The organism is Tistrella bauzanensis (assembly GCF_014636235.1).
Taxonomy (GTDB): domain Bacteria; phylum Pseudomonadota; class Alphaproteobacteria; order Tistrellales; family Tistrellaceae; genus Tistrella; species Tistrella bauzanensis.
Genome location: NZ_BMDZ01000008.1, coordinates 16,219 through 41,186, shown reverse-complemented (window position 1 = coordinate 41,186; position 24,968 = coordinate 16,219). Strand labels below are relative to the sequence as shown.

Annotated in this window: 25 protein-coding genes; 7 read left to right on the top strand and 18 right to left on the bottom strand. The window is 66.9% G+C overall.

The features are described from left to right. Nucleotides 1–370: 370 nt before the first annotated feature. The 4 genes from IEW15_RS05465 (at nucleotide 371) to cobT (ending at nucleotide 4,592) form a co-directional block, all read left to right on the top strand. On the top strand, nucleotides 371–739 hold the full coding sequence (locus tag IEW15_RS05465) for a helix-turn-helix domain-containing protein (protein WP_014743857.1): 369 nt from the start codon (nucleotides 371–373) through the stop codon (nucleotides 737–739). Nucleotides 740–918: 179 nt separating this feature from the next. Continuing rightward, entirely contained in the window at nucleotides 919–1,530 is a 612-nt protein-coding gene (locus IEW15_RS05460; protein ID WP_188575741.1) for a J domain-containing protein, read from the top strand. Between the two features lie 189 nt (nucleotides 1,531–1,719). Continuing rightward, nucleotides 1,720–2,718 (top strand): cobaltochelatase subunit CobS, encoded by a 999-nt coding sequence (gene cobS / locus IEW15_RS05455; protein WP_188575740.1) that lies wholly within the window; start codon nucleotides 1,720–1,722, stop codon nucleotides 2,716–2,718. Between the two features lie 5 nt (nucleotides 2,719–2,723). Next, nucleotides 2,724–4,592, top strand: a complete 1,869-nt coding sequence (gene cobT, locus IEW15_RS05450; protein ID WP_188575738.1) for a cobaltochelatase subunit CobT — start codon at nucleotides 2,724–2,726, stop codon at nucleotides 4,590–4,592. A gap of 92 nt (nucleotides 4,593–4,684) precedes the next feature. On the opposite strand, the gene IEW15_RS05445 is transcribed toward cobT, so the two are convergent. From IEW15_RS05445 to IEW15_RS05405, 9 genes are all read right to left on the bottom strand, one after another. Continuing rightward, a complete protein-coding gene (locus tag IEW15_RS05445) occupies nucleotides 4,685–5,443 on the bottom strand; it encodes an SDR family NAD(P)-dependent oxidoreductase (RefSeq protein ID WP_188575736.1) in 759 nt (252 codons plus the stop codon). 115 nt (nucleotides 5,444–5,558) lie between these two features. Beyond that, nucleotides 5,559–6,194, bottom strand: a complete 636-nt coding sequence (locus IEW15_RS05440; RefSeq protein WP_188575734.1) for a LysE family translocator — start codon at nucleotides 6,192–6,194, stop codon at nucleotides 5,559–5,561. 45 nt (nucleotides 6,195–6,239) lie between these two features. After that, nucleotides 6,240–7,469, bottom strand: a complete 1,230-nt coding sequence (locus tag IEW15_RS05435) for a metal-dependent hydrolase family protein (protein ID WP_188575731.1) — start codon at nucleotides 7,467–7,469, stop codon at nucleotides 6,240–6,242. 45 nt (nucleotides 7,470–7,514) lie between these two features. Continuing rightward, nucleotides 7,515–8,216, bottom strand: a complete 702-nt coding sequence (locus IEW15_RS05430; protein ID WP_188575729.1) for an ABC transporter ATP-binding protein — start codon at nucleotides 8,214–8,216, stop codon at nucleotides 7,515–7,517. After that, nucleotides 8,213–9,016: an ABC transporter ATP-binding protein gene (locus tag IEW15_RS05425; protein WP_188575726.1), complete on the bottom strand. Its 804-nt coding sequence runs from the start codon at nucleotides 9,014–9,016 to the stop codon at nucleotides 8,213–8,215. Before IEW15_RS05425 ends, IEW15_RS05430 begins: the two co-directional genes overlap by 4 nt. Before the next feature lie 18 nt (nucleotides 9,017–9,034). Beyond that, nucleotides 9,035–9,928, bottom strand: a complete 894-nt coding sequence (locus IEW15_RS05420) for a branched-chain amino acid ABC transporter permease (protein WP_188575724.1) — start codon at nucleotides 9,926–9,928, stop codon at nucleotides 9,035–9,037. A 32-nt stretch (nucleotides 9,929–9,960) separates the two neighbouring features. After that, on the bottom strand, nucleotides 9,961–10,833 hold the full coding sequence (locus tag IEW15_RS05415; protein WP_188575722.1) for a branched-chain amino acid ABC transporter permease: 873 nt from the start codon (nucleotides 10,831–10,833) through the stop codon (nucleotides 9,961–9,963). A gap of 83 nt (nucleotides 10,834–10,916) precedes the next feature. Beyond that, a complete protein-coding gene (locus tag IEW15_RS05410; protein WP_229707844.1) occupies nucleotides 10,917–12,164 on the bottom strand; it encodes an ABC transporter substrate-binding protein in 1,248 nt (415 codons plus the stop codon). A 146-nt stretch (nucleotides 12,165–12,310) separates the two neighbouring features. Then, complete coding sequence (locus IEW15_RS05405; RefSeq protein WP_229707843.1) at nucleotides 12,311–12,973, bottom strand: TetR/AcrR family transcriptional regulator; 663 nt, start codon at nucleotides 12,971–12,973, stop codon at nucleotides 12,311–12,313. A 191-nt stretch (nucleotides 12,974–13,164) separates the two neighbouring features. On the opposite strand from IEW15_RS05405, the gene IEW15_RS05400 reads away from it, so the two are divergent. Further along, nucleotides 13,165–14,163, top strand: coding sequence for a MerR family transcriptional regulator (locus IEW15_RS05400; RefSeq protein ID WP_188575720.1), 999 nt, complete (start codon nucleotides 13,165–13,167; stop codon nucleotides 14,161–14,163). Here IEW15_RS05400 and cynS read toward each other — a convergent pair. From cynS to IEW15_RS05380, 4 genes are all read right to left on the bottom strand, one after another. Beyond that, a complete protein-coding gene (gene cynS, locus IEW15_RS05395; RefSeq protein WP_188575718.1) occupies nucleotides 14,148–14,606 on the bottom strand; it encodes a cyanase in 459 nt (152 codons plus the stop codon). The two genes, IEW15_RS05400 and cynS, sit on opposite strands and share 16 nt — an antisense overlap. Nucleotides 14,607–14,676: 70 nt before the next feature. Continuing rightward, the gene (locus IEW15_RS05390; protein WP_188575717.1) at nucleotides 14,677–15,636 is read right to left on the bottom strand and encodes an ABC transporter ATP-binding protein; all 960 of its coding nucleotides are present in this window, start codon (nucleotides 15,634–15,636) and stop codon (nucleotides 14,677–14,679) included. A 12-nt stretch (nucleotides 15,637–15,648) separates the two neighbouring features. Further along, entirely contained in the window at nucleotides 15,649–16,476 is an 828-nt protein-coding gene (gene ntrB, locus IEW15_RS05385) for a nitrate ABC transporter permease (protein WP_188575715.1), read from the bottom strand. A 9-nt stretch (nucleotides 16,477–16,485) separates the two neighbouring features. Beyond that, complete coding sequence (locus IEW15_RS05380) at nucleotides 16,486–17,889, bottom strand: CmpA/NrtA family ABC transporter substrate-binding protein (protein WP_188575713.1); 1,404 nt, start codon at nucleotides 17,887–17,889, stop codon at nucleotides 16,486–16,488. 288 nt (nucleotides 17,890–18,177) lie between these two features. Between IEW15_RS05380 and IEW15_RS05375 the strand changes: the two genes are divergently transcribed. Further along, nucleotides 18,178–20,163, top strand: coding sequence for a sigma 54-interacting transcriptional regulator (locus tag IEW15_RS05375; protein WP_188575711.1), 1,986 nt, complete (start codon nucleotides 18,178–18,180; stop codon nucleotides 20,161–20,163). 1 nt (nucleotide 20,164) lies between these two features. Here IEW15_RS05375 and IEW15_RS05370 read toward each other — a convergent pair whose 3' ends face one another. The 5 genes from IEW15_RS05370 to IEW15_RS05350 form a co-directional block, all read right to left on the bottom strand. Beyond that, entirely contained in the window at nucleotides 20,165–20,734 is a 570-nt protein-coding gene (locus tag IEW15_RS05370) for a queuosine precursor transporter (RefSeq protein ID WP_188575710.1), read from the bottom strand. Nucleotides 20,735–20,977: 243 nt separating this feature from the next. Beyond that, a complete protein-coding gene (gene rpmB, locus IEW15_RS05365) occupies nucleotides 20,978–21,289 on the bottom strand; it encodes a 50S ribosomal protein L28 (RefSeq protein WP_188575707.1) in 312 nt (103 codons plus the stop codon). A gap of 267 nt (nucleotides 21,290–21,556) precedes the next feature. Continuing rightward, nucleotides 21,557–22,378, bottom strand: coding sequence for an ArsR/SmtB family transcription factor (locus IEW15_RS05360; RefSeq protein ID WP_188575705.1), 822 nt, complete (start codon nucleotides 22,376–22,378; stop codon nucleotides 21,557–21,559). 148 nt (nucleotides 22,379–22,526) lie between these two features. Continuing rightward, nucleotides 22,527–23,453: a DMT family transporter gene (locus IEW15_RS05355; RefSeq protein WP_188575704.1), complete on the bottom strand. Its 927-nt coding sequence runs from the start codon at nucleotides 23,451–23,453 to the stop codon at nucleotides 22,527–22,529. Then, nucleotides 23,450–23,767 carry an accessory factor UbiK family protein gene (locus IEW15_RS05350; RefSeq protein ID WP_188575701.1) on the bottom strand — a complete coding sequence of 106 codons (318 nt, stop codon included), beginning with the start codon at nucleotides 23,765–23,767 and terminating at the stop codon, nucleotides 23,450–23,452. The genes IEW15_RS05355 and IEW15_RS05350 overlap by 4 nt, the downstream gene beginning before the upstream one ends. Nucleotides 23,768–24,142: 375 nt before the next feature. Here IEW15_RS05350 and lgt point away from each other — a divergent pair, with 375 nt between their 5' ends. Beyond that, nucleotides 24,143–24,964, top strand: coding sequence for a prolipoprotein diacylglyceryl transferase (gene lgt, locus IEW15_RS05345; RefSeq protein WP_188575700.1), 822 nt, complete (start codon nucleotides 24,143–24,145; stop codon nucleotides 24,962–24,964). Nucleotides 24,965–24,968: the final 4 nt, after the last annotated feature.

The window sequence follows — 24,968 nt, the reverse complement described above, 5'->3', positions numbered from 1 at the left end:
GCACAGCGATGATGCCGTTGAAACACAGGATGGGAAGCGCTTTTCCAACCAAGTGGACCAGGATGCAGCCAATCCACCCGCAAACGTTAAGCGCACATTAAGCCGGACGCTGATGATCCTGGTACGCGGGCGCCAAAACCGCACCCAACCGGGCGTCGCGGTACCTTTCCGGCCGCGTGGCATGCCACCAGCGCGCAATTTTCGAGTGGAACAACCAAACTGGCACACCGATTGCTTTCTATTCAGGCGGAAGCCGAGGGCGGCCAAAACGGGAACCCACCCGCTCCGTCGTCACGTCATCACGAAGGTGCGGAAAACAATGACAACCCCCTCTGCAGTTGCAACACCCTCCGAAGAAGGGAGCGTCCCCATGAAGACCACCAAGAGCCGGGCTCAGGAAGTTGATCGTTATGTCGGCGCGCGGATCCGCGAGCGCCGCATCATGCTGGGCCTGACCCAGCAGCAGCTGGCCGACATGATCGGCGTCACCTATCAGCAGGCGCATAAGTACGAGCGTGGCATCAACCGCATCGCGGCCGGCCGCCTCTATGACATCGCGCAGGCGCTGGGCGTCACCATCTCCTACTTCTTTGAAGGTCTGGAGCAGGGCGGCCAGGTCGAGATGACCCCCCGTCAGCGCATGTGCCTGGAACTGGCACGCAACTTCTCGATGATCCAGAACGGCAAGCATCAGGAAGCGCTGAGCACCCTGGCTCGCAGCCTGGCCGACGCCTCCTGAGCGACGGTCCGGTGACGCTCGCGGCCCGGCCGGCCGCGACCCGGCATCGAAACGCCCGTGCGATCCCGCCTTGCGGATTGCGCGGGCGTTCGGCTTTTTGAGGCATCGGTCGGTTTTAGAGCAGCCGGCAGGGGCGCCCCACTTGCCGCACCGCCACGCGTAACGCATATTCTGCCGTCATGGCGATCGAGCTTTTCAGCATCCGGCGTAGCGCTGCCTATGCCCCCGACGGAACCCGGCTCTGCGACTGCGAGGGCTGCGGCGAGGCGGGAGCATTCCGGGCACCAAAATCGCGCGACCGGTTGCGGGACTATCATTTTTTCTGCATGGAGCATGTCCGCGCCTACAACAAGGGCTGGGACTACTTCAAGGGCCTGAGTTCGGCCGAGATCGACCGCCATCTGCATGACGACATGACCTGGCACCGGCCGAGCTGGCCGTTCGCCAGCGCCGACCGCGATCAGGCCGACGAAATCGCCAGGACGGCGGCGGAACTGCTGCGCAACGGCCAGACCCGCGACCCGTTCGGCATGTTCGGTGCCGCCAACCGCGCCGCCGAGCGGGTGCGGGTGATGGCCGAGGCGCGCTTCACCCAGGAGGAACGCCACGCCTTCAAAACGCTTGGTATCGATCCGACCCGCGACCTGCCACAGATCAAGGACCACTACAAGAAACTTGCCAAACGGCTTCACCCGGACGTCACCGGGGGCGACGCCGCATCCGAGGAACGGATGAAAACCGTCAACCAGGCCTATTCCTTTTTGATGCACCGCGCGTCAGACTGGACCTGAGCCGGCGCCGATACACATCCGGAGGGGTGTTCGTGTGCCGGGCGTCCGGCATGCGGCCTCCCCACCGCAGCCTGGCGATGCCGATGGAAGCCGGATCTGTCCCGGCGCGCCATCCTCATCTGAACCGCAGATCGACCCTGACCCCACAGGCCGACCGCATCCACCTGCCCCAGCGGAGATTTCCTTCCCATGGCTTCCGAGACCCTGGCCGCCCCCACCATGAACACCCAGTCGATGCCGGATATCGAGGTGTCTGTGCGACAGGTCTTCGGCATCGACAGCGACATGGTGGTGCCGGCGTTCAGCGAGCGCAGCGAACACGTGCCGGATCTGGACCTGACCTATCGGTTTCAGCCCGATGTCACCCTCGCCATCCTGGCCGGCTTCGCCTATAACCGCCGCGTGATGATCCAGGGCTATCACGGCACCGGCAAGTCGACCCATATCGAGCAGGTCGCGGCCCGGCTGAACTGGCCTTGTGTCCGCGTCAACCTGGACAGCCATATCAGCCGCATCGACCTGATCGGCAAGGACGCCATCGTTCTCCGTGATGGCAAGCAGGTGACCGAGTACAAGGAAGGCATCCTGCCGTTCTGCCTTCAGCGTCCGACCGCGCTGGTCTTCGACGAATACGATGCCGGCCGCGCCGACGTGATGTTCGTCATCCAGCGGGTGCTTGAGAATGAGGGCAAGCTGACCCTGGTGGAACAGAACCGGGTGATCCGCCCGAACCCCTATTTCCGCCTGTTCGCCACCGCCAACACCGTGGGTCTCGGCGACACCACCGGGCTGTATCACGGCACCCAGCAGATCAACCAGGGCCAGATGGACCGCTGGAACGTGGTGGTGACGCTGAACTATCTGGCGGCCGAGGAAGAATCCGCGATCGTGCTGTCGAAGCTGCCCGATTTCGACAATGCCGAGGGCCAGAAGACCGTGCGGTCGATGGTGGCCCTGGCCGATCTGACCCGCAGCGCCTTCATCAATGGCGACATCTCGACCGTCATGTCGCCGCGCACCGTGCTGACCTGGGCCGAGAACTATCGGATCTTCAAGGACATCCAGCTCGCCTTCCGTTTCACCTTCCTCAACAAATGCGACGAGGTGGAGCGGCCGCTGATCGCTGAGTATTATCAGCGCTGCTTCGGCACCGAGCTGCACGTTCCCGGCATCCGCCATCTGGGCTGAGGACCATGCGCAAGCGCAACGATCCGCAGTCGGTCGAGCAGTTCAAGCGTGCCCTGACCAGTACCGTCAAGGCGATGGCGGGCACGCCGCAGCTCGAAGTCGGCTTCACCTTCGAACCGCCCCGCCTGCGCGGCGAGCGGGTGAACTTGCGCGCGCCGATGCGCAACCTGCCCGAGCAGCAGGTGACGCGCATCCGTGGCGAGGCCGACCAGATCGCGCTGCGCGTGCGCCATCACGATGCCCGGGTCCATATGGCCCGCCAGCCCCAGGGCGACCTGTCGCGGCGGTTATACGAGGCCTGCGAGCAGTTGCGCATCGAGGCGCTGGGCAGCCGCTCCATGGAGGGCGTGCGCGGCAATCTGGCCCGGCTTCAGGAAGATCATCTGCGCGAGCAGCCGCAGCGGCTGATGGTCGATGACAGCCCGGAATCGCTGTGCGAGGCGGCGATGCTGATGCTGCGTGAACGGTTGACCGGCGTGAAGACGCCGGAGGTCGCCGAGGCGCTGGTCGAGCATTGGCGCCCGGTGATCGAGTCGAAGGCCGGCCCCGATCTTGAGCGCCTGCCCGATGTGCTCGGCGACCAGCGCCGCTTCGCCGACGGCATCCGCGAATTGCTGGCCGATCTGGACATCGAGACCGAAGCCGAGGGCGAACTCGACGAGGATCGCGAGCCCGACGAATCCGATGATCAGGCCGAAGCCGAAGCCCAGGACCAACCCGATGGCGAGGGCGGCGACAAATCCGAGGATGGCGACGACAGCGGCCAGTCCAGCGACGGATCGCCCGAGACCGGCGATGGCGAGGCCGATGCCGAGGCCGCCGAGACCGACCCCGATGCCGAAAGCGGCGCCGGCGGCGAGGACAGCTCGTCGCGGGTCCGGCCCTGGGTGCCGCCGGGCAGCAACGAAAACGAATCCGCAGCCGACCTCTATCGCCCCTACACCACCGAATTCGACGAGGTGGTGGAAGCGACCGATCTTGCGACCGACGATGAACTGAACCGCCTGCGCGGCCTTCTGGACCAGCAGCTCACCCATCTGCACGGCGTGATCACCAAGCTCGCCAACCGTCTGCAGCGCCGCCTGCTGGCCAAGCAGTCGCGCGGCTGGGAATTCGACCTGGACGAAGGCCTGCTCGACAGCTCCAAACTGGCCCGTGTGGTGGTCCAGCCGCTCTACAGTCAGACCTATAAGCGCGAGCGCGAAACCGATTTCCGCGACACCGTCGTCACTCTGCTGATCGACAATTCCGGCTCGATGCGCGGCCGGCCGATCTCGGTGGCGGCGATGAGCGCCGACATCCTGGCGCGGACGCTGGAACGCTGCGGCGTGAAGGTCGAGATTCTGGGCTTCACCACCCGTGACTGGAAGGGGGGCCAGTCGCGCAAGAAATGGCTCGACAGCGGCAAGCAGCCAACGCCGGGGCGGCTCAACGATCTGCGTCACATCGTCTATAAATCGGCCGACTGGCCGTGGCGGCGGGCGCGAAAGAATCTGGGCCTGATGCTGCGCGAAGGCCTGCTGAAAGAGAATATCGACGGCGAGGCGATCCTGTGGGCGCATAACCGCCTGCTGGCCCGCCACGAGAACCGCCGCATCCTGATGGTGATCTCGGATGGCGCGCCGGTCGACGACAGCACCCTGTCGGTCAACACCTCGAACTATCTGGACCGGCATCTGCGCCAGGTGATCGACTGGATCGAGACCCGCTCGCCGGTCGATCTGGTGGCGATCGGCATCGGCCACGACGTCACCCGCTATTACAAGCGGGCGGTCACCATCGTCGATGCCGAGCAGCTTGGCGGCACGGTGATGAACCAGCTGGCCGAGCTGTTCGAGGACGACACCGGCCCGCGCGGCCGCATGCGGCACTGATCCGGAGCGTCCGGGCGACGGCCACGTCAGAAAAGAACAGGGGGCGGACATCACCATGTCCGCCCCCTGATCATATCGGCGCAACCGACGGGTCAGACGTGCTGGCCGCCATTGATGTGCACTTCCGCGCCATTGATATACGAGGCATCCGACGAGCACAGGAACAGGATGGTGCGGGCCACCTCCTTGGGGTCGCCCAGCCGGCGCATCGGGATCTGGGTCTTGACGATCTCCTCGGTGCCCGGCGACAGGATCGAGGTGTCGATCTCGCCGGGCGCGATCGCGTTGACCCGCACCCCCAGCCGGCCGAAATCGAAGGCCTGTTCACGGGTCAGCGCCGCCAGCGCCGCCTTGGAACAGGCATAGGCCGCGCCGGCGAAGGGATGAACCCGCGATCCGGCGATCGAGGTGACGTTGACGATGGTGCCGCCGGCGCCACTCAGTTCCGGCAGCAGAAGCCGCGAGAGCATGGCCGCCGAGAACAGGTTGACGTTGAACACAGACAGCCAGGTCTCGTAATCGGTCTCGGCCACCCCCGCCCGCGCGCCACCGGGCCGCTTCGGGGAGATGGCGGCATTGTTGACCAGGGCGCTCAATCCCCCGCCGCCCAGGCGCTTGCGCACCTCGTCGGCCATCGTGGCATAGCTCGCCGGATCGGACAGATCGGCCTGGATATGGCTTTCCCGCCCGCCGGGCCAGGGGCAGTCGGCATCGAAGGACGCCCGCGACACGGTCAGCACGCGCCATCCATTCTGATAGAACAGCTTCACGGTGGCATGGCCGATCCCGCGGCTGGCGCCGGTCAGCAGCATCGTCTTGCGGGCGCTGAGCGGTTCGTTCTGTTCGGGCATTCCAGGTCTCCCATCGCGGCCACCCGCATCGGCCGCAGATCTGCGGCACGGATAAAGGGCCGGCGGCGCAGCATAGCAGTGCAAACGCCGTCAACTCCACCATTGCGGTGGGCTGCTATCGCTGCACCAGCGCCAGCCTGATCCCCAGAGCGATGAACAGCGCGCCAAGCCCCCGGTCCAGCCACAGGCCGATGCGCGGGCGGGCGTGCAGATGGCGGGTCAGCCGCGCGCCGGCCAGGATCATCGGCGGTTCAACCAGGCCCGCCACCGCGATCACCAGCACGCCATGCAGCAGCAACTGCGCCCAGGCGGGGCCGGCGCCATCGACCACGAATTGCGGCAGGAAGGCCAGAAAGAAGATCGCGACCTTGGGGTTCAGCAGATCGATCAGCGCGCCCTGTCGCAGAATGCCGATGCCGCTGGCCGATCCGGCGCCCTCATCGGCGGTGAAGCCACCACCGCCCGACCGCAGAGCCCTTATGCCCAGCCAGATCAGATAGGCCGCCCCCAGCCACTTCACCGCCGTGAACACACCGGCCGAGGTGGCGAGGATCGCCGACAGTCCCGCCGCCGCCATCAGCACATGGCCCATGGCGCCGGTCCAGATGCCGAACATGGCGGCAAAGCCGGCGCGCCGGCCACCACGGATGGTATGGCCCAGGATATAGGCGATGTCGGGACCGGGAGACAGGTTCAGCAACAGCGCCGCCAGGAAAAAGGCGCCCCAGTGGGCGAGGTCGTAATCGAACACCGGGGGTCTCCCACAGGCAGGGCGGGTGGGGCAGGGTGGGCGGGGCTAGCGGGCCACCATCACCGCGCCATCCTTCATCACCAGCCGGATCGATGTCTCGGGCGTTGCCCAGGCTGCCACATCATGCAGCACGTCGCCATCGACCATGATCAGATCGGCGCGGAAGCCTTCGGCCACCTGACCGATCTGATCCTGCATCCGGAACAGCCGTGCCGCCACGACGGTCGCCGAACGCAGGATGTCGATCGGCGCCTGCACCTCGGCCCTGAGCGCGAACTCGGTCAACTGCCGACGATGCATGATGCCCAGAAGATCGGTGCCGAAGGCGATGTTCACGCCGCCCCGATGGGCCAGCCTCAGGGCATCCATGCCGGCATCCAGCACGTCATAGACCTTGCGGTGCAGGGGCGCCGGCATGCCGGCTTCCAGCCCCTCATCGGCCAACGCGCGATAGGTGGCCAGCGTCGGCACCAGGAAGCGGTCCTTCGCCACGAACAGATCCACCGAACTCTGATCCAGCAGATTGCCATGCTCGATCGAGGTCAGCCCGGCTTCCAGCGCCCGGTTGATGGCGCGGGCGGTATAGGCATGGCCCATCACCGGGATGTTCGCGGCCTCGGCCTCCTCCACCGCCGCCCGCAATTCCTCCATCGCGAACTGGGTGCTGTCGATGCGGTCGGTGGGCGAGGCGACTCCGCCTGAGACCATCAGCTTCAGATGGGTGGCACCGGTGCGGATCAGGTCGCGGCAGGCACGGCGCATCTCGGGCACACCATCGCAAACCTTGCCCAGCCCCGCGCAGCAGAAGCACTCGCCCAGCTCCTGTTGTCCGGGTCCGCGCATATCGGCATGGCCGCCGGTCTGCGACAGCGCCTTGCCGCAATACAGCAGCCGCGGCCCCGGCAGCGAGCCTTCGGCGATCGCGCGCGCCAGCCCCCAATCGGCGCCGCCGGCATCGCGCACGGTGGTGAAGCCGCGCCCCAGCATGCCCTTCAGCACGTCGGCCGTGTGCACGGTCACATAGCTTGGCGCCATCTGGCCCAGTTCGGCGAAGTTGGGGATGATCGCGGTCACATGGACATGGGCGTCGCACAGGCCCGGCATCAGCACCCTGCCGGCCACGTCGATCTCCACCGCATCGGCAGCGGCCATGCGATGGACATCCGGGGCCACAGCCTTGATCCGGCCATTGGCAACCAGCACCGACAGGCCGTCGACATAGGCACCGGCCACCACGTCCAGCACGCGGGCGTTGCGGAATATCGTCTCGGTCATGAACAGAAACCTTCTATCGGGTCTTCAACGGGCGGGGTGCAAAGATCAATGGGTGCCCAGATACAGATCGGCCATCCGCTCATCGGCCAGCAACCGCGGCGCGGTGTCGTCGATCACCACCCGGCCGGTGTCGAGGATATAGCCGCGATCGCTGATCGCCAGCGCCTGGCGCGCGCGCTGTTCCACCAGCAAGGCCGATACCCCCAGCGCCGGCAGGCCCTGGATCAGCGCCAGTACCTCGTGCACCAGCGCCGGCGACAGCGCCGCCGTCGGCTCGTCGAGGATCATCAGCCGGGGCTGTGGCATCAGCGCGCGGGCGAAGGCCAGTTGCTGGCGCTCGCCACCCGACAGGCTGCCGGCACGGGTGCGGCGGCGCTCGGCCAGGGCCGGGAAGCGGTCGAACATCTCATCGATCCGCCGGCGCCGGTCGGCCACCCCCTCCACCACCTGCAGGTTCTCGGTGACGGTCAGGGTGGGAAACACATTTTCCACCTGGGGCACATAGACGATGCCAAGGCCGATGCGCTTCTCGCTCGCCACCCGTTCGAGCGAGGTGCCGTCGATCCGCATCTCGCCCCGCACCCGGGTCAGCAGCCCCATCAACGCCTTGACCAGGGTGGATTTGCCCGACCCATTGGTGCCGGCGATGGTCACGATCTCAAGCGGATCGACATGCAGCGAGATGCCGGTGACGATATCGACATCGCCATAGCCGGCACACAGGTCGTTCACGGTCAACAGGCTCATACCGCCCCACCCATATAGGCTTCGCGCACCACCGGATCAGCCAGCACCTCGGCCGGCGTGCCCTGGGCCAGCAACCGGCCGCGATCGATCACGATCATCCGCTCCACCAGCGCCGACAGCGATGGCAGATTGTGCTCCACGATCAGGAAGCCGATGCCGCCGGCGGCGATCTCGCGGATGCGCACGGCGATCTCGTCGATCAGCACCGGGTTCACCCCGGCGAAGGGCTCGTCCAGCAGGATCATCCGGGGCCGGACCATCAGCGCCCGGCCCAGCTCCAGCAGCTTGCGCTGGCCGCCCGACAACCCGCCGGCCAGCGTGTCCGCCACCCGCGCAAGGTTCAGAAAGCCCAGGATCTCATCGGCGCGGGCGGCGATATCGGCTTCCTGGCGCCGGATGCGGCCGGGCCTGAAAAATACGTCGATCAGATGTTCCCCGGCCTGCCCCGGCGCCGCCGCCGCCAGATTCTGGCGCACGGTCAGGCTGGCGAAAACCCTTGGCACCTGGAAGGTGCGGCCCATCCCCGCCCGCACCCTGTCCACCGCCGACAGCCCTGTCAGGTCACGGCCGGCAAAGCCCACCCGGCCGGCATCGCCGGACTGAAAGCCGCTGATCACCGAAAACAGCGTGCTCTTGCCGGCACCGTTCGGGCCGATCAGACCCGACAACCCGCCCACCGGCACGCTGAAGCCCACATCGGTCAGCACCCGCACGCCGCCGAAGCTCTTGGAGATGCCCTCGACGATCAGTTGGTCGACGGAGCGGCGATGGTCTGCTGCACCGGGCGGGCTGCCCGTCATCAATCTGTCCTGCATCGCCTACGCCCTCCCCGCCCTGGCGCCCAGAATGCCATCAGGCCGGAAACGCATCAGCAGCATCAGCGCCACGCCCACCACGCCCAGCCTGAGGCTTGCCATCTCGACCTCGGAAATCCCCGGCACCACGTCGCGCAGAAACCGCGATCCTTCCAGAAAGCCGATCAGTACGATAGTGCCGATGGCGGCACCGCTCACCCGACCAGACCCGCCGAAGATCATCGCCACCCAGACATAGAAGGTCAGCAGCGGCACGAATTGTTCGGGCGTGATGTAGGTGATGTAATGGGCATAGAAGGCGCCGGACAGGCCGGCAAAGGCGCTGCCGACCATGAACACCGCTACCTTGAACCGGCCCGGCTGCTTGCCCAGCGACCGCACCGCCTCCTCATCGTCGCGGATCGCCTGGATCATCCGGCCGAAGGGGCTGTTCACCAGCCGCCAGTTGATCGCCAGCACCAGACCGACCGCCACCACCAGCAGCGCCAGCGTCACCAGATTGGGATCGACACCGGTGATGCCCAGGGCGGCGGCCGCGGACGGGATGCCGGGAATGCCCTGCACACCGCCGGTCAGCCAGCGTTCATTGGTGATGATCAGCCGGATGGTTTCGGAAAAGCCCAGCATCACGATCGCGAAATACTCGATCCGCAGCCGCAGCGACAGCAGCGCCACCGGCCAGGCGGCAAGGGCCGCCAGCAGGGCGGCCGCGGCGAAGCCCAGCAGCAGCGGCACCCCCGCCATCACCAGCAGGGCGCTGGTATAGGCGCCGATGGCGAAGAAACCGACCAGGCCGAAATTGATCAGCCCGGTGAAGCCATATTGAAGATTGAGGCCGAAGGTCATCAGCATGTAGGTGAGCGTGACGACCGCGACCGCGAGCAGGTAGATATCCATCGGTCGATCTCTCTTGCCGGGCCTGGGATAGATCAGCGCACCAGCGCGTTGCGGGCGAACAGGCCCTGCGGGCGGATCATCAGCATCAGCAGCAGCACCGCGAAACCGACCCCGATCTTGTAGGTGAAGCCGACGAAAGGGGTCGACAGCTCTTGTGCCACGCCGATCAGCAAGCCCCCAAGAACCGCCCCCACCGGGTTACCGATGGTGCCGAGGATGGTGGCGGCGAAGGCCGGCAGCAGCAGATCCCAGCCCATATCGGGCGTCACCACCGTCTTCACCCCCAGCAGCACACCGGCAAGCCCGGCAAGCGCCCCGGCCATCAGCCACATCACCACCATCACCCGGCCGGCGTTGATGCCGCTGGCGCGGGCAAGATCGGGGTTGTCGGCCACCGCGCGCATCCGCCGGCCGATCGGCGTCAGGTGCAGCAGCCCGAAGGTGACGGCCAGCGCCGCCGCCGCCGCCGCCATCACCTGCACATCCGCCGGCTGGACCCGCAGCGGCCCCACCAGCGTCGCGCGGGCCAGCGGCAGGTCATAGACCCGCTGATCATGCCCCATGAAGAAGCCGAGTGCTGCGCGCAGGAAAAAGGCGAGACCGATCGAGGCGATCATCGATGCCACCGCCGAGCGTTTCGCCAGCGCCCGGAACAGCAGGTAATAGAACGCCACCGTCACCGCCGCCGACGCGGCAACGCCGGCCAGGATCGCGCCGATCACACCGCCGCCCAGCGTGGTGCCGGCAAGGCCGCCGAAGGCACCGACCGTCATGACATCGCCGGTCGCGGCATTGGGAAAGCGGGCGATGCCGAACACCAGCGTGATCGACAGCGCGCCCAGGGCATAGATCGAGCCTTCGACAACCCCGTTGAAGGCGAGGTTGAGGTAATAGGCGGTGTCCATTGGCGGGTTTCCACGAAGGACGTGATGCAAGGGGTGTGCGTGGCCGGTCCGGCAGCGGGACACCGCCGGACCGGCGCCGAGCGTCAGAACTTGACGACGTCCTTGCGCACGAAGCTGGTGCCCTCGATCTCGGACAGGCTGAAATCGGGGGTCACGTCGCCATACTGGTCGAAGGACAGCCGGCTGGACGCACCTTCATAGTTCACGGTCTTTCCGGCCTCGATCGCGGCCTTGCCCTCGGCGAAGGTATAGACCGGCGTGCCGTCGGCGCTGTCGATGCTGCGGATCGCCGCGTTGATCGCCTTGGGGGCCGTGTCGGGGCAGGCGGCCTGCATGGCCAGTCCCCACGAGATGACCATGTCATAGGTCATCGCCGCATAGACATTGCCCGATGCCGGGCTGCCGGTCGCGGCCTGATAGGCTGCCGCGAAATGGTCATAGCTGGGGGCGGTCTCGTTGCTGATGCTGTCGACCGAGATGATGCTGGCCGCGACCTCGGGGCCCAGCGCGTCGATCAACTGCTGGTTCGCGGCCCAGCCCGGAATGATCCATTGCAGGTCGGGACTCTGGCCGCTCTGGAACCATTCCCGCAGGATCACGGTCGTGTCCTGAAGATAGGATCCCATCACCACCACATCCGGGTTGGCGGCCAGGATCTGCTGTAATTCGGAACGATAGCTGGGCCGCTTGGGCTCATAGACCACGGCGCTCACCACCGCGCCGCCATCCGCGGTCCAGGCCTTGGTGAAGCCCTCGGTGTTGCCGATGCCGGAGGCGTTGTTATAGGCCATGGTCGCCGGGCGCTTGAAGCCACGCATGGTGGCGATCTTGGCGAAGGCCTGACCGAAGCGGTCATTGGTGGCCTGGAAGCGCCAGACCATGTCGTCCTTGTCTTCCATCGAAATCGCCGGCGCACCCGAGGTGTTCAGCTCCGGAATGCCGGCGGCGGCGGTGATCGGCATCACCGCCAGCGTCACACCCGACGACCAGGTGCCCATGATCACCTGGGCGCCGTTCACCTCGATCAGCTTCTTCACCGCCAGCACCGCCGCATCGGGCGAGGTCTGGGTGTCTTCGGCGGTCACCTCCAGCATGCGGCCGCAGACGCCGCCGGTCTGGTTGACCTCGTCCGCCGCCATCACGATCGCCTTCTGCATGCCCGGCCCGTAGGGGCTGCCGGCGCCGGTCACCGGGTTCAACGCCCCGATCCGGAACGGCGTGTCGTCGGCCCGGGCCATGCCCGGCGCGGTCGCCGCCATCGCCACCGTTAATACCGCCAGTGATCCACCCGCCAGCAGCCGGCGCATGGTCGATCCGGTCTTGTCTGTCATCCCTGACACTCCTTGCCATCCCTGTCATCCGCGCCATCCCGAATGCCGGTCTCGCCGGATATCCGGGGCCGCCGCCGGCCCTTCTGTCGCACGGGTCTGCGTGCATGGGGCCGGTCGGTCGCGCGTCTCCCGCAAGCCGCATCGCCTCACGCGGGCAGATGCGGCATGCCGCCTGTCCCGCGCCCTTCGACAAGGGTCGCCAGGATCGTTTTCCAGGCGCGCAACAGCTCCTGGTAATAGTCCGGATCGGGCTTCAGCACCGTCTGCGCGCCCATGCCCCGCAACAGGCACAGCGTCAGGTTCAGCACGGTGGTGGTGGCGCGGTCGGCCGTGCCGCGCGCCGCGAAGAACTCGGTCCACATCTGGTCCAGCGCCACATGGAAGCGCTTCACGATCGGCAGCAGCACATCGCGCAGGTCCGGATCGGTGCGGGCGGCGGTGATATGCTCCAGCGTGATATAGAACAGCCGGCCCGAGAACCGCCGCCACAGATCGTCGACGAAGGCATCCAGCCCGATGGCGCCGGACCGCACCGATGCCGCCATGCCGCGAATCTCGACGATCTCGTCGTCCAGCAGCCGTTCGATCGCCGCCGCCAGCAGATCGGCGCGGGTCGGGTAGTGATGCAGCAAAGCCCCGCGCGACACGCCAGCGCGTTCGCACACCGCCTGTGTCGCCAGACGGCCATAGCCTGCTTCCATCAGCACGTCGAGGGTGGCGTAGAGCAGCTTGTCGCGCATCTCGGCGCTGCGCATTTCCTGCGTCCGCCGCGCCCTGGCCGGCATGGCGGCGCCTGTCTGCTGCGTCATGCCCGCCTCCCAGCCGGATGCCTCGCCTCTGATGACAAGAGTGTGCGTCCATTAACAAACAGTCAAGACTGAATGTTTTTATCCACAGTATTGCGACGACATCATGCCCTTGACCCGGCCCCAAGGGTCGGGCCGATAAGAGAGGTGGACGGTCCGACCATTTGAGCCCGCCCACACTCAGGAGACACCCGATGCCACCATCCAGCCCGGCCCTGTCACCATCACAAGCCGCCGCCCGGCTTGGCGTGTCGCCCAAGGCGCTCAGGCTGTATGAACAGCGGGGGCTGGTCACCCCGGCACGCACGGCGGCGGGATGGCGGGCCTATGGTCCCGATGCGATGGCGCGGGCGGCCGACATCGTGGCCCTGCGGGCGCTGGGCCTCAGTCTGACCCAGGTCGCGCGGGTTCTGGATGGCGATGCGCGCGATCTGGCGCCGGTGCTGGCCCGCCATCAGGCGGTACTGGCGCGTCAGGCCGGCGATCTTGCCGCGACCATCGCCCGGATCGGCGCGCTCAGGGCCGATCTCGCCCGGGGCAGAGCACCGGCCCCGGCCGATCTTGCCGATATGCTGCGCCCGCCTGCCGGCCTTCAGGTGACGGTCGACCTGCCCTGGCCCTGGGGCGGCGAGCGCTTCATGTTCCGCGACATCCCGGCGCTGACCTATATCACCGGCCCGCTCGGCAGCGGCAAGACCCGTCTGGCCCGCTGTCTGGCCGAGGCCCTGCCCGATGCGGGCTTTCTCGGCCTCGATCGGGTGATCGATGCCGGCACGGCGACGGCCGAGGCGCTCGACTGGCTGGCCGACGAGGGCGCCACGCTGTCCGATGCGCTGCGCGTGCTGATGGCCGCGATCGACGCCGCCAGCCCGGCGGTTCTGGTCATCGATATGGTGGAACAGGGGCTGGACCCGGCAAGCCAGCAGGCGCTGATCGCGTATCTGCGCCGCCGGGGGCCGGAGGGCCGGCCGCTGATCATGCTCACCCGATCATCGGCGATCCTGGATCTGGCGGCGATGGGGCCGGACGAGGCGATCATCCTCTGCCCGGCCAATCACAGCCCGCCGATGCGGGTCGAACCATATTCCGGCACACCGGGCTATGAGGCGGTCGCCACCTGCCTCGCCACCCCCGCGGTGCGGGCCAGAACCGCGGGGGTCATCGCCTGGCGCCCGGATCACCAGGCCTTATAGGGCAGGAACTTGCCGATCATCGTCACCTTCACCCGATCCCCCTTCGGATCCTCAACCTTCTCGACCTCCATGGTGAAGTCGATGGCGCTCATGATGCCGTCGCCGAATTTCTCCTGGATGACCTCTTTCAGAGTCGGACCATAGACGCCGACGATTTCGTACAGCCGATAGATCGCGGGGTCGGTCGGCACCGTCTGATCCCAGACCTTGGTCGGGAAGGCCACCAGCGCCGGCACCACCGCCGCCGGCAGGTCCAGCACCGCGACCAGCGCTTCGGCGGTGGCGGGGCTCATGCTGTTCATGCCCAGCGCCGCCGATGTGGTCCAGACCGGCGACATGCCGACGGCCTCGGCGATGGCCTCCCAGCTCAGGCCCTTCGCGGCCTTGGCGGCCAGGATCAGGGCTGTGGCATCGCTCTTCGACGGGGGGGTTTCCGCGGTCATGATCGTCGATCCTTCCGGAATATCAACATGGGGGGCGGACAGAGGCAGTGGTTTCGGGGGATGCGGCCGTTCAGCGCGCCGCACGGATCAGCGGCACGATCTCGCCATCCGGCCCGCTCGATCCGGCCTCGGCCGGGTTGCGGGCGAAGCGGATGGTGCGCGAGGCGGGCGGATGGGTGGCGCCGTCCGCGGCGTCGCCGCCGGCCAGTTCACGCGATCGCCGGGTCAGGAACTCGACCAGATGGTTGCGGATCGCGTAATAGGCCGGGTCATGCAGGATGGTGTCGCGGGCACGCGGCCGGGGAATGTCGATCACCACGCTTTCGGCGATGCGCGCGCGGGGGCCGTTGGTCATCAGCAGGATGCGGTCGGCCAGCAGGATCGCCTCATCGACGTCGTGGGTGATCATGAACACGCTCTGATCGGTGCCCGACCAGATCCGGATCAACTCGTCCTGGATGGTGCCGCGGGTCAGGGCGTCGAGCGCGCCGAAGGGTTCATCCAGCAGCAGCAGCCGGGGTTCGATCGCGAAGGCGCGGGCGATGCTGACCCGCTGGCGCATGCCGCCCGACAATTCCGACGGCTTGCGGTGCTCGGCGCCGCCGGTCAGGCCCACCTTGGCCAGATGGGCCAGGGCATGGGCGCGGATCTGCGCTCTGGACCACGACCGGTGACGGGCGCGGACGCCGAAGATGACGTTATCGAGCGCGCTGGCCCAGGGTAGCAGGCTGTAATTCTGGAACACCACGCCGCGATCCAGGCCCGGGCCGCTGATTTCGTGGCCATCCATCACCAGCGCCCCGGTCGAGGCGGTGTCGAGCCCGGCCAGGATGTTGAGGATGGTCGACTTGCCGCAGCCGGAATGGCCGATCACACAGACGAATTCGCCGCGATCCATGGTGAAGTCGACATGCTCGAACACCGTCACCGTGCCGCCGCCCCGGGCGGGGAAGCGACGGGCAAGGCCGCTGACTTCAAGAAACGGCCGGGTCGCGGTCGCGGATGGGGTTGTGTCGGTGCCGGTGGTCATCGGATCGCCCCCTCAATCGGCATAGGCGACGGCACGGGCGAGCGCGCCCAGGATCATGTCCAGCGCCATGCCCACCATCCCGATGATCAGGATCGAGAACACCACGCTGGTCAGGTCGAGATTGTTCCACTCGTTCCAGACGTAATAGCCGATGCCGGTGCCGCCGACGAGCATCTCGGCCGCCACGATCACCAGCCAGGCGATGCCGATCGAGATCCGCATACCGGTGACGATCGTCGGCGCCGCCGCAGGCAGGATCACCCGGAAGGCGGTGGCGAGCGCGCCCAGTTCATGGGTCCGCGCCACGTTCACCCAGTCCTTGCGGACATTGGCGACGCCGAAGGCGGTGTTCAGCAGCATCGGCCAGATCGAGCAGATGAAGATGACGAAGATCGCCGAGGCCTGACTGTCCTTGATCACGAACAGCGCCAGCGGCATCCAGGCCAGCGGCGATATCGGCCTCAGCACCTGGATGAACGGATCCAGCGCCTTGTAAGCCAGCGGCGACATGCCGATCAGGAAGCCGAGCGGCAGGGCGATGGCGGCCGCCGCGATATAGCCAAGCCCGACCCGGTACAGCGAATAGCCGATCTGGATGCCGATGCCCTTGTCGTTCGGGCCGGCATCATAGAACGGGTCGCTGAGTTCCTCCCAGGCGCGCCCCAGGATGTCGGATGGCGCCGGCAGGCGCGCCTGAGTATCGGCGCCGCCCATCAGCCGGGCATATTCATCCTGCGCGGCATCGGCGACCGGCGCCGGGTTCGACAGCTCCCACACCCCGAGGATCACGGCCAGGACCGCGAGCGACAGCAGGGCCGCACGGATGCGAAGCGATGGCATGCCCATCCGTCACCCCCGCCGGATCGCGAAGCTGGACAAATAGCCTTCCGGATCGGCCGGATCGAAGACCTTGCCCATGATCGTGTGGGTCCGATAGGTGGTCTCGGGCGGGGTCTGGCCCATCGCCTTCATCCGCTCCCCGGTCTCGGTCGCCAGATAGACCTGTTCGGCGATCGCCCTATAGTCCAGATCACCGGAAACATAGCCCCAGCGCTTCATCTGGGTCAGGATCCACACCCCCATCGAATGCCAGGGGAAGGGATCGAAATCGATCCGGTCGGGCACGTCCTGCACCGCGCCCAGCCCGTCGGCGAAGCGGCCGGTCAGCACCTGTTCGATCACCGGCACCGGCTGGTTCAGATAGTTGGCCGGCGCGATCGCCGCCGAGATTTCCTTGCGGTTGGCCGGATCGGCGGCATAGGCGGTGGCTTCCAGCAGCGCCATCATCAGCGCGCCATAGGTGTTGGGCAGCTCGTCGGCAAAGGCCTTGGAGCAGGCGAAGGCACAGCAGGGATGGCCTTCCCAGATCTCCTTGGTCAGCAGATGGATGAAGCCGACCTTCTCCCACACCGCGCGCTGATTGAACGGGTCGGGCGACAGATAGCCGTCCAGATTGCCGGCACGCAGATTGGCGACCATCTCAGGCGGCGGCACGACGCGGATCTGAATGTCCTGATCCGGATCGAGGCCGTGTTCCGCGACGTAATAGCGCAGCAGGAAATTGTGCATGGAGTATTCGAAGGGCACGCCGAACTTGAAGCCCTTCCACTGCTTCGGGTCGCGCTTGTCCTTGTGACCGACATGCAGCACGATCGCCTGACCATTGATGTTTTCAACCGCAGGCATCACGAAGGGCTGGGCGGTCGATCCCGCCCCCATGGTGATGGCCAGCGGCATCGGCGTCAGCATATGGGCCGCGTCATATTCCTTGTTCAGCGATTTGTCGCGCGCCACCGCCCAGCCGGCGGTCTTGATCACCTGCACGTCCAGACCCTGGCGTTCATAGAACCCCATCGGATGGGCCATGATGATCGGGGTGGCGCAGGTGATCGGCACGAAGCCGATATTCAGCCGGGTCTTCTCAAGCGGCCCGCCGCCGCCCATCCCGTCCTTCACCGCCGCCTTCACCCGATCGAGCGGAATGATGCCGGCCAGGGCCGCCGCGAAGGCGCCGGCACCGATCGTCTTCAGAAACGACCGGCGCGCGATCTCGTTGCCGCCGAACACCGATCGGACCACCGCATTCTCGACCATCCGGTCGACCAGCGCCTCGGTATCCGCGGGCACCGCCGGCTCGACGGCCGCAGCCGTGAAGCGCCGGCCGGCCGGGATGCAGGCAGCACAGGCGCAGGCCGCGCCATGGGTCAGATCGACATCCGGGTTGAAGGCATCGCCCAGGCTCTTGATGGTCATGAGGCACTCCCAGCACATGGTCGGTCGGCGATCGGCGGGCGGGGGCACCACCTTGGATGGACCTCTGTAGTGCAACCGGCGGGCCAACCAGTGGATCGGACATCAAGTTACTGAAACAGAATGGTATTTAACGCGGTGCCACATGGCGCCCGTCACCACGATATCTCGTGATCAACGAGTTTCCGTGGGCGTTTGTCACGATATCTCGTGATCCACCGGCACATCGTGCTAGGCTGCGCATACCCCCGCGACCAGACCGTCCGTCACCCGCCGTTCCGGGGATCGTTCATGCCCGACACATCCGCCACCCGTGTCAACCGCCCGCCGGTGCCGCTTGCCGCCGGGCTGCATCGGCTGCTGTTCCAGGCCGCGGCACAGCCGATGCTGGTCTTCGACCCGATCGCCGACCGCATCCTGCTGGCCAATCCGGCGGCGGGGCGGCTGTATGGCATGCCGGCCGACACCCTGGCCGCGCTTCGGATGAGCGAGCTGCATGCCGGCCAGATGCCGGCGCTGGTGGTGTTTACCGAAGCGGTGCTCGACAAGGGCCATGCCTGGACCCGGGGCATGGCGATCACCCGCCCCGATGGCAGCGACGTCGTGGCGGAGTATGACGGTACCCGCCTGCCGCCCGATGCGGGCGGCACCCTGATCCTGCTGGTTGCCACCGACCAGGACGACCGCCACCGCCGCGATGTCGATGCCGAGGCCGATGCCTATCTGAAAAGCGGCATCGCCGAATGGCGGCGGGTGGAGCGGTTCTTCCGCGATGTCGAGCGCCAGAACCAGTTGATCCTGCGCGCCGCCGGCGAGGGCATCTACGGCATCAATGCCGATGGCCACACTACCTTCGTCAATCCGGCGGCCGAGCGGCTGCTGGGCTGGCGGGCCGAGGAACTGGTCGGACACGACATGCATGGCATGGTTCACCACACCCATGCCGATGGCAGCCATTATCCTGAGCATGAATGCCCGATCTATGCCGCCTTCCGCGAGGGCGAGATCCGCCATGTCGAGGATGAGGTGTTCTGGTGCCGCGACGGCCGGCCGATCCGGGTTGAATATACCAGCACGCCGATCCGCGATCGCGGCATGGTGGTGGGGGCGGTGATCGTGTTTCGCGACGTCACCAGCCGGCGCGAGGCCGAGGAACGGCTGCATGCGGCGCTGGCCGAGGTGGATGCCCTGCGCGAACGGCTGGAGCGCGAAAACGCCTATCTGCTGGAAGAGATCCGCACCGAGGTCAACCACCACCACATCATCGGCCGCAATGCCGCCATCCAGAAGATCGCCCAGCAGATCGATCTGGTGGCGCCGACCGATGCCAATGTGCTGATCACCGGCGAAAGCGGTACCGGCAAGGAACTGATCGCCCGCGCCATTCATGAAGCCGGCCGACGGTCGCACCGGCCGCTGATCCGGGTCAATTGCGCGGCGATCCCGCGTGAGCTGTTCGAAAGCGAATTCTTCGGCCATGTCCGCGGCGCCTTCACCGGCGCCGTCCGCGACCGGGTGGGCCGGTTCGAACTGGCCGATGGCGGCACGTTGTTTCTGGACGAGGTCGGCGAAATCCCGCTGGAATTGCAGGGCAAGCTGTTGCGCGTGCTTCAGGAGGGACATTTCGAGCGGGTGGGCGAGGAACGCACCCGCGCGGTCGATGTCCGGATCGTGGCCGCGACCAATCGCGACCTGAAGGATGAGGTCCGCCGCGGCCGGTTCCGCGAGGATCTGTATTTCCGCCTGAACGTGTTCCCGATCGAGAGCGTGCCGCTGCGCGAGCGGCTGGACGACGTGCCGCTGCTGGCCGCCCATTTCCTGGCCCAGACCTGCCGGCGCCTGAACATTCCCGCCCTGAAGCTGACCCGCGGCGATGTCGAGCGGCTGACCGGCTATGACTGGCCGGGCAATGTCCGCGAGCTGGAAAACGTGATCGAACGGGCGGCGATCCTGGCATCCGGGGGTCGCCTGCGCTTCGACCTGGAGATGCGGGATCCGCCGCCGGCCATACCGGGACCGGCATCACCGGTGGCGATCGCCCCCATGGCCGGGGCCGCCGAGACGGCCACCGCCGAGAGTGCCGCCATCATCACCGAGACCGAACGCCGCAACCGCGATCGCCAGGCGATCGAGGCCGCCCTCAGCCGGTGTGGCGGACGGATCTATGGCCCTGCGGGAGCGGCGGCGCTGCTCGACCTGCCGCCCACCACCCTTGCCTCGCGCCTGCGCGCCCTGAGGATCGACGCCCGGCGGTTCAAGACGCCCGCCGGCGGCTGATTCAACCGGCGCGCCGGACCTCGACATCCGGTGCCGGCAGCAGCACCCGCATCAGCGCGCGGTAAGGCACCAGCATAGCCAGCGCCATGGCCATCTTCACGGCCCAGTCGCCCACCGCCCAGCTGATCCAGGGCAGGCCGGTGCCAAGGAAAGCGATGGTGAAGAACAGCACCGTATCGAAAGCCGAGGCCAGCGACGACGATACCAGCGGCGCCTGCCACCAGGGCCGGCGCCGCAGCCGGTCGAACACCGCCACATCCATCAGTTGCGACACCAGGAAGGCAGCACCGGACGCGATCGCGATCCGCGGATCGGCGAGCCACAGCGACATCACCACGGCGATCGCGAATCCGGCATAGACCACCCGGCGGGCCGATGCGGTGCCGAAGCGACGGTTGGTGAGGTCTGTGACCAGGAAGGCCAGCGGATAGCTGAAGGCGCCCCAGGTCAGCCAGTCATTGATCGGAAAGCCGACCAGGATGTTGGACACCACGATGGCGGCGGTCATCGCCAGCACCGGCAGCCACAGGCGGCTGAGCGGGGCGGCACGGGACGGTTGTTCGATGATCATCAGGCGGCTTTTCCCTGAAAGGGACGCCACGGGCCAGCTTGAGCGGGGCCCGACGTCCAGACGGCGGCACAGGCCATCGGATAATCCGGAGCGGCACGAAATGCGCCTCCCGGGTTGGCTGGTCAAAGATCGGGGTGTCGTTGGATCAGGCCCCAGACGCAGATGAACCCGCGACCGGTGACCGGCGCGGGTTCATCATGCAACTGGCAGCTTGCGCCGGCAATCGGTCGCTGGCGTCGCGGATCACTCCGCGGCGGCACGCTCCGCAGCCTGGACCGCACGCTTGTCGCCGATCAGCTTCTTCAGCCGACGGGCGGGAAGCGACAGGTCGACCTCGGCCGCGTCGGCCAGGAACGTGTCCAGACCGCCACGACGCTCGATCGAGCGCAGGGTCGAGACCGCCACCTTCAGACGCACCGAGCGGCCGAGGACATCGGAATACACCGAGGTGTCCTGAACATTCGGGTTGAAACGGCGACGGGACTTGTTGTGCGCATGGCTGACATTGTTGCCTGCCATGTAACGCTTACCGGTAAGCTCGCAACGACGGGCCATGATGAAACCTTCAGCGGGCGGACGCTTCGTGAAACCCTCAGACGATGCGCCGCGCCGGCGTCGTCGATGGCGGCACCCCGGACGGGTGCCTTTTGGAAGTCGTCTCTTTAGGGGAGGGCGTGGCAATCGTCAAGGAAAAAGCCGCCGGAGCGATGGGGCCCGACCGTCCTCATCCCTCCGGCTGTCATCCGTCCGTCCGGACACACACACGCCGGAGCCGGGTCATCTCCGGGCTCCGGCGCGTGTGGTGTCGGGGGCTGGCCGGCGTCAGGCGTCGTCGTTGACGGCGCGGCGCCAGCCGGTGCTGCCCGCCTGGGCCTCGCCATGCTCGTCGTCCTCGATGTCGAGGTCGGCGTCGCCGGGCGTGGTCTGGCTGTCGGCATAGGTTGCGAAGGCATCGGTTAACAGTCGGCGCCAGAAACTGCGATACCGTTCCCTGCCGCCCTGATCCAGGGTGACGAGGGCATCGGTGCGCAGATGCACCACTGTGCGGCCTTTACCGGCTTTCTCGAAGGCGAGGCGCGTTCGGGCGCTTTCGACACCCTTCTGTCCGCAGGCGCCGATCAACTCGACGGCTGCAGGTGCCCGGGCATCGCCGATCACCGCCCAGATCATCTGGGGGCGGCCGGGACCGCGGTCGAGATAAAGCCAGCCGCCGGTTGCGGCTTCGAGCCGTACACGGCCCTCTCCTTCACGCGGCCACCAGTTTTCCGCCTGTTCGACGAAAAGCTGATAGGCACGTCGGCGCGGCAGGTCGATCTCGACAGCCGCCTCGATCGCCATGGCCTCGACCGCACCGGGCAGATTGCCCTGTTCGGCCTCGGTCCCGACCGCGAACTGGGCAAGCCAGCCTGCGACCGTCGGCGTGAGGCGTTCGAGCGCCAGCCGGTTCCACCGCTCGCGACCGCGACGTTCCACCGAGACCAGACCTGCCTCGACCAGAAGGTCGAGATGCTTCATGACCGCAAAGCGGGTTACCTCGAAGCAGGCCGCAAGGTCGCCGGTGCGACGCGGTTGCGCGTGAAGAAGTTCGATGATGCGCCTGCGGCTGGGGTCCGAGAGCGCTTTCCAGATGAGATCGTCGTCCATGAGCTCGATCGTGGGTCCGAGACCCTGTGGGAACAAGTGTCAATAAGGGGGCAAAGTTACGACCACCTCAGGTGAAGAGCGCGGCCGGCGGTTTCCGCAGGTTGGGTCGGGACCAGGACACGATATCCGTTGGCAACGGATCTTGTGCTCAGGCCTGACCGGCCCCTGCGTGTCGCGTTCGGTCGAGGCTGGTCTGGGCCAGCACGATGCCGGCCAGAACCAGGGCGCCACCGGCCAGCGTGGACGGCGGCAGACCCTCGGCGAAGAACAACCATCCCCACAGACTTGCAAAGACGGCCTCGCCCAGAAGCGAGATCGACACCGCCGTCGCCGGCAGAGCTTTCAGCGACCAGTTATAGGTGCTGTGACCAATTAGTTGGGGGATAAGTGCCATCGCGACAAGGGCCAGATATGTGGCTGTCCCGTGTCCAAGAAGCGGCAGACCGGCTGCCAGCGTCGCCAGAAGCAGGATGATTGCGGCAACGCCATAAGCCAGCATGATATAGGGGACCAGGTCAAGCCGTGCCCTGAGCGCACGTCCGCACAGCAGATACGCGGCCATCGCAACGGCGCCGGCCACCGCCAGCAGATTGCCGAGCAGGCCGTCACCTTCCAGGCTGACCGACGGTGCCGACACCACCGCCGCCCCGGCGAAGGCCAATGTCACCGCGATCCAGCCCCGACGGTCCAGGCGGTCCAGCCCGACCAGCGGCCCGGCCAGCGCCACCCAGACCGGCACCGTGTTGACCAGCAGCACCGAATTGGCGATCGAGGTATAGCTGAGGGAACTGATCCAGGTTGCGAAATGCAGCGCCAGAAAGGTGCCCGCCACACCCGCGAGCGCCAGATGTCGCACCGACAGGCCACGGATCGCCGTCCGGTGCCGCAGGCCGATCAACGGCAGCAGCACCAGGCTTGCGATCACCATACGGCCGGTGGCGATGACCAGCGCCGGGGCGTCGGCCATGCGGGCGAAGATTGCACCGGTCGATACCGCCAGCACGCCCAGCCAGAGCGCGATGATGGCAAAGCCGGGTCGTGCCGGCACCGGTCCGGCGCCGGTGGACCCGCTCAAGATCCCGAGGATCCGTCGGCGCCCGGCTGATCCCCGGAGGCGTCGGTTGCCGTGGCATCCCCCGTGGTGTCGGCCACCGGCGTCTCCAGCGCCGCCACCCGGGCTTCCAGTGCTGCAATGCGTTCCGCCTGACCCGCCGCCAGCGCGCGCAGCGCATCGGCCTCGTCGCGGGTCACGGCCCCCATCTCGGCCAGCATGCGCTCCACCCGCTGGCGCACCAGCTGGTCGATCTCCTGGCGGAGACCGGCAAAGCCGCTCATGGCACCACTGGCCATACGGGCCATATCGTCGAAGAACGGGTTGTTGCTCTGCATCGGCAAGCTCCCACAGCGTCCAAGGCTGATGCCCGATCCCTCCGCGGCGGCGGAAAGGTAACAGGACCATGTTGGCAAGTGTGCATGACGGAAACGGACTGTTCATGCACGGCCGCATGACAAGCCGGATGCATAACATGCCTGCCAGATCGTTAACAGTGTCACATTGGCTGGCGCATCCTGCATATATGGTGGGTGGCCAGGCGATGATCCGTCCCGGCCGGCGGCGCTTGAGCGGCGTCCCGCCCGCTCGTAGACTGCCGGCCAGCCCGGGGCTCGTCGCACCGTCCACGCCCGTCCTGCCCCGCATCCACGCTGCGTTCACGCTGCCCCGCAATCTCCCGCCCTGCCCTGTTCTGATGAGGCCCGCTGCCGATGACCGGCCTGCCCTTCCCCGATATCGACCCGGTGGCCATCGCCATCGGCCCGATCGCGATCCGCTGGTACGCGCTTGCCTATATCGCGGGCCTGCTGCTGGGCTGGCGGTATGTGGTCGCGCTGGCCCGGCGCCATCCGCTGGGCCTGGACGAACGCGCCATCGACGATCTGCTGGTCTGGGTCACCTTCGGTGTGATCCTGGGCGGGCGCTTCGGGTATGTCCTGTTCTACCGGCCCGATTACTATGTCGATCACCTGCTTGAAATCCCGATGGTCTGGAAGGGCGGCATGTCCTTCCATGGCGGGCTGCTGGGTGTTGCCGTGTCGATGTATCTCTTCGCCCGCGCCAAGGGTGTGGCACCGTTGACGGTGGGCGATCTGGTGGCGGCGGCGGCGCCGATCGGCCTGTTCTTCGGCCGCATCGCCAATTTCATCAATGGCGAGTTGTGGGGCCGGCCCACCGATCTGCCCTGGGGGATCATCTTTCCGATGGGCGGCCCGGAACCGCGTCATCCCAGCCAGATCTATGAAGCCCTGCTGGAAGGCGCGCTGCTGTTCGCGGTGCTGTGGGTCATCGCCCGCAAGCCGTCGACCTGGGCGCGGCCGGGGCTTCTGGCCGGCATCTTCCTGATCGGCTATGCGATCACCCGGTCCATCGCCGAGCTGTTCCGCATGCCCGACGCCTTCCTGGGCTTCCTGGCCGCCGGGCTGACCATGGGCCAGCTTCTGTCGCTGCCGATGTTCCTGATCGGGGTCTATCTGGTGCTGCAGGCCCGTGGCCGCGACACCGGCGCCGGCACCGGCCGCCGGGCGGGCTGACCCT

Bases quoted from the DNA above. Each gene is read 5' to 3' on its own strand.
- IEW15_RS05410 (WP_229707844.1), bottom strand. From the start codon at position 12,164: ATGACAGACAAGACCGGATCGACCATGCGCCGGCTGCTGGCGGGTGGA.
- IEW15_RS05460 (WP_188575741.1), top strand. From the start codon at position 919: ATGGCGATCGAGCTTTTCAGCATCCGGCGTAGCGCTGCCTATGCCCCC.
- rpmB (WP_188575707.1), bottom strand. From the start codon at position 21,289: ATGGCCCGTCGTTGCGAGCTTACCGGTAAGCGTTACATGGCAGGCAAC.
- IEW15_RS05405 (WP_229707843.1), bottom strand. From the start codon at position 12,973: ATGACGCAGCAGACAGGCGCCGCCATGCCGGCCAGGGCGCGGCGGACG.
- lgt (WP_188575700.1), top strand. From the start codon at position 24,143: ATGACCGGCCTGCCCTTCCCCGATATCGACCCGGTGGCCATCGCCATC.
- IEW15_RS05445 (WP_188575736.1), bottom strand. From the start codon at position 5,443: ATGCCCGAACAGAACGAACCGCTCAGCGCCCGCAAGACGATGCTGCTG.
- ntrB (WP_188575715.1), bottom strand. From the start codon at position 16,476: ATGCCATCGCTTCGCATCCGTGCGGCCCTGCTGTCGCTCGCGGTCCTG.
- cobT (WP_188575738.1), top strand. From the start codon at position 2,724: ATGCGCAAGCGCAACGATCCGCAGTCGGTCGAGCAGTTCAAGCGTGCC.
- IEW15_RS05370 (WP_188575710.1), bottom strand. From the start codon at position 20,734: ATGATCATCGAACAACCGTCCCGTGCCGCCCCGCTCAGCCGCCTGTGG.
- IEW15_RS05380 (WP_188575713.1), bottom strand. From the start codon at position 17,889: ATGACCATCAAGAGCCTGGGCGATGCCTTCAACCCGGATGTCGATCTG.
- IEW15_RS05430 (WP_188575729.1), bottom strand. From the start codon at position 8,216: ATGAGCCTGTTGACCGTGAACGACCTGTGTGCCGGCTATGGCGATGTC.
- IEW15_RS05400 (WP_188575720.1), top strand. From the start codon at position 13,165: ATGCCACCATCCAGCCCGGCCCTGTCACCATCACAAGCCGCCGCCCGG.
- cynS (WP_188575718.1), bottom strand. From the start codon at position 14,606: ATGACCGCGGAAACCCCCCCGTCGAAGAGCGATGCCACAGCCCTGATC.
- IEW15_RS05375 (WP_188575711.1), top strand. From the start codon at position 18,178: ATGCCCGACACATCCGCCACCCGTGTCAACCGCCCGCCGGTGCCGCTT.
- IEW15_RS05390 (WP_188575717.1), bottom strand. From the start codon at position 15,636: ATGACCACCGGCACCGACACAACCCCATCCGCGACCGCGACCCGGCCG.
- IEW15_RS05350 (WP_188575701.1), bottom strand. From the start codon at position 23,767: ATGCAGAGCAACAACCCGTTCTTCGACGATATGGCCCGTATGGCCAGT.
- IEW15_RS05425 (WP_188575726.1), bottom strand. From the start codon at position 9,016: ATGACGGGCAGCCCGCCCGGTGCAGCAGACCATCGCCGCTCCGTCGAC.
- IEW15_RS05465 (WP_014743857.1), top strand. From the start codon at position 371: ATGAAGACCACCAAGAGCCGGGCTCAGGAAGTTGATCGTTATGTCGGC.
- IEW15_RS05360 (WP_188575705.1), bottom strand. From the start codon at position 22,378: ATGGACGACGATCTCATCTGGAAAGCGCTCTCGGACCCCAGCCGCAGG.
- IEW15_RS05420 (WP_188575724.1), bottom strand. From the start codon at position 9,928: ATGGATATCTACCTGCTCGCGGTCGCGGTCGTCACGCTCACCTACATG.
- cobS (WP_188575740.1), top strand. From the start codon at position 1,720: ATGGCTTCCGAGACCCTGGCCGCCCCCACCATGAACACCCAGTCGATG.
- IEW15_RS05435 (WP_188575731.1), bottom strand. From the start codon at position 7,469: ATGACCGAGACGATATTCCGCAACGCCCGCGTGCTGGACGTGGTGGCC.
- IEW15_RS05415 (WP_188575722.1), bottom strand. From the start codon at position 10,833: ATGGACACCGCCTATTACCTCAACCTCGCCTTCAACGGGGTTGTCGAA.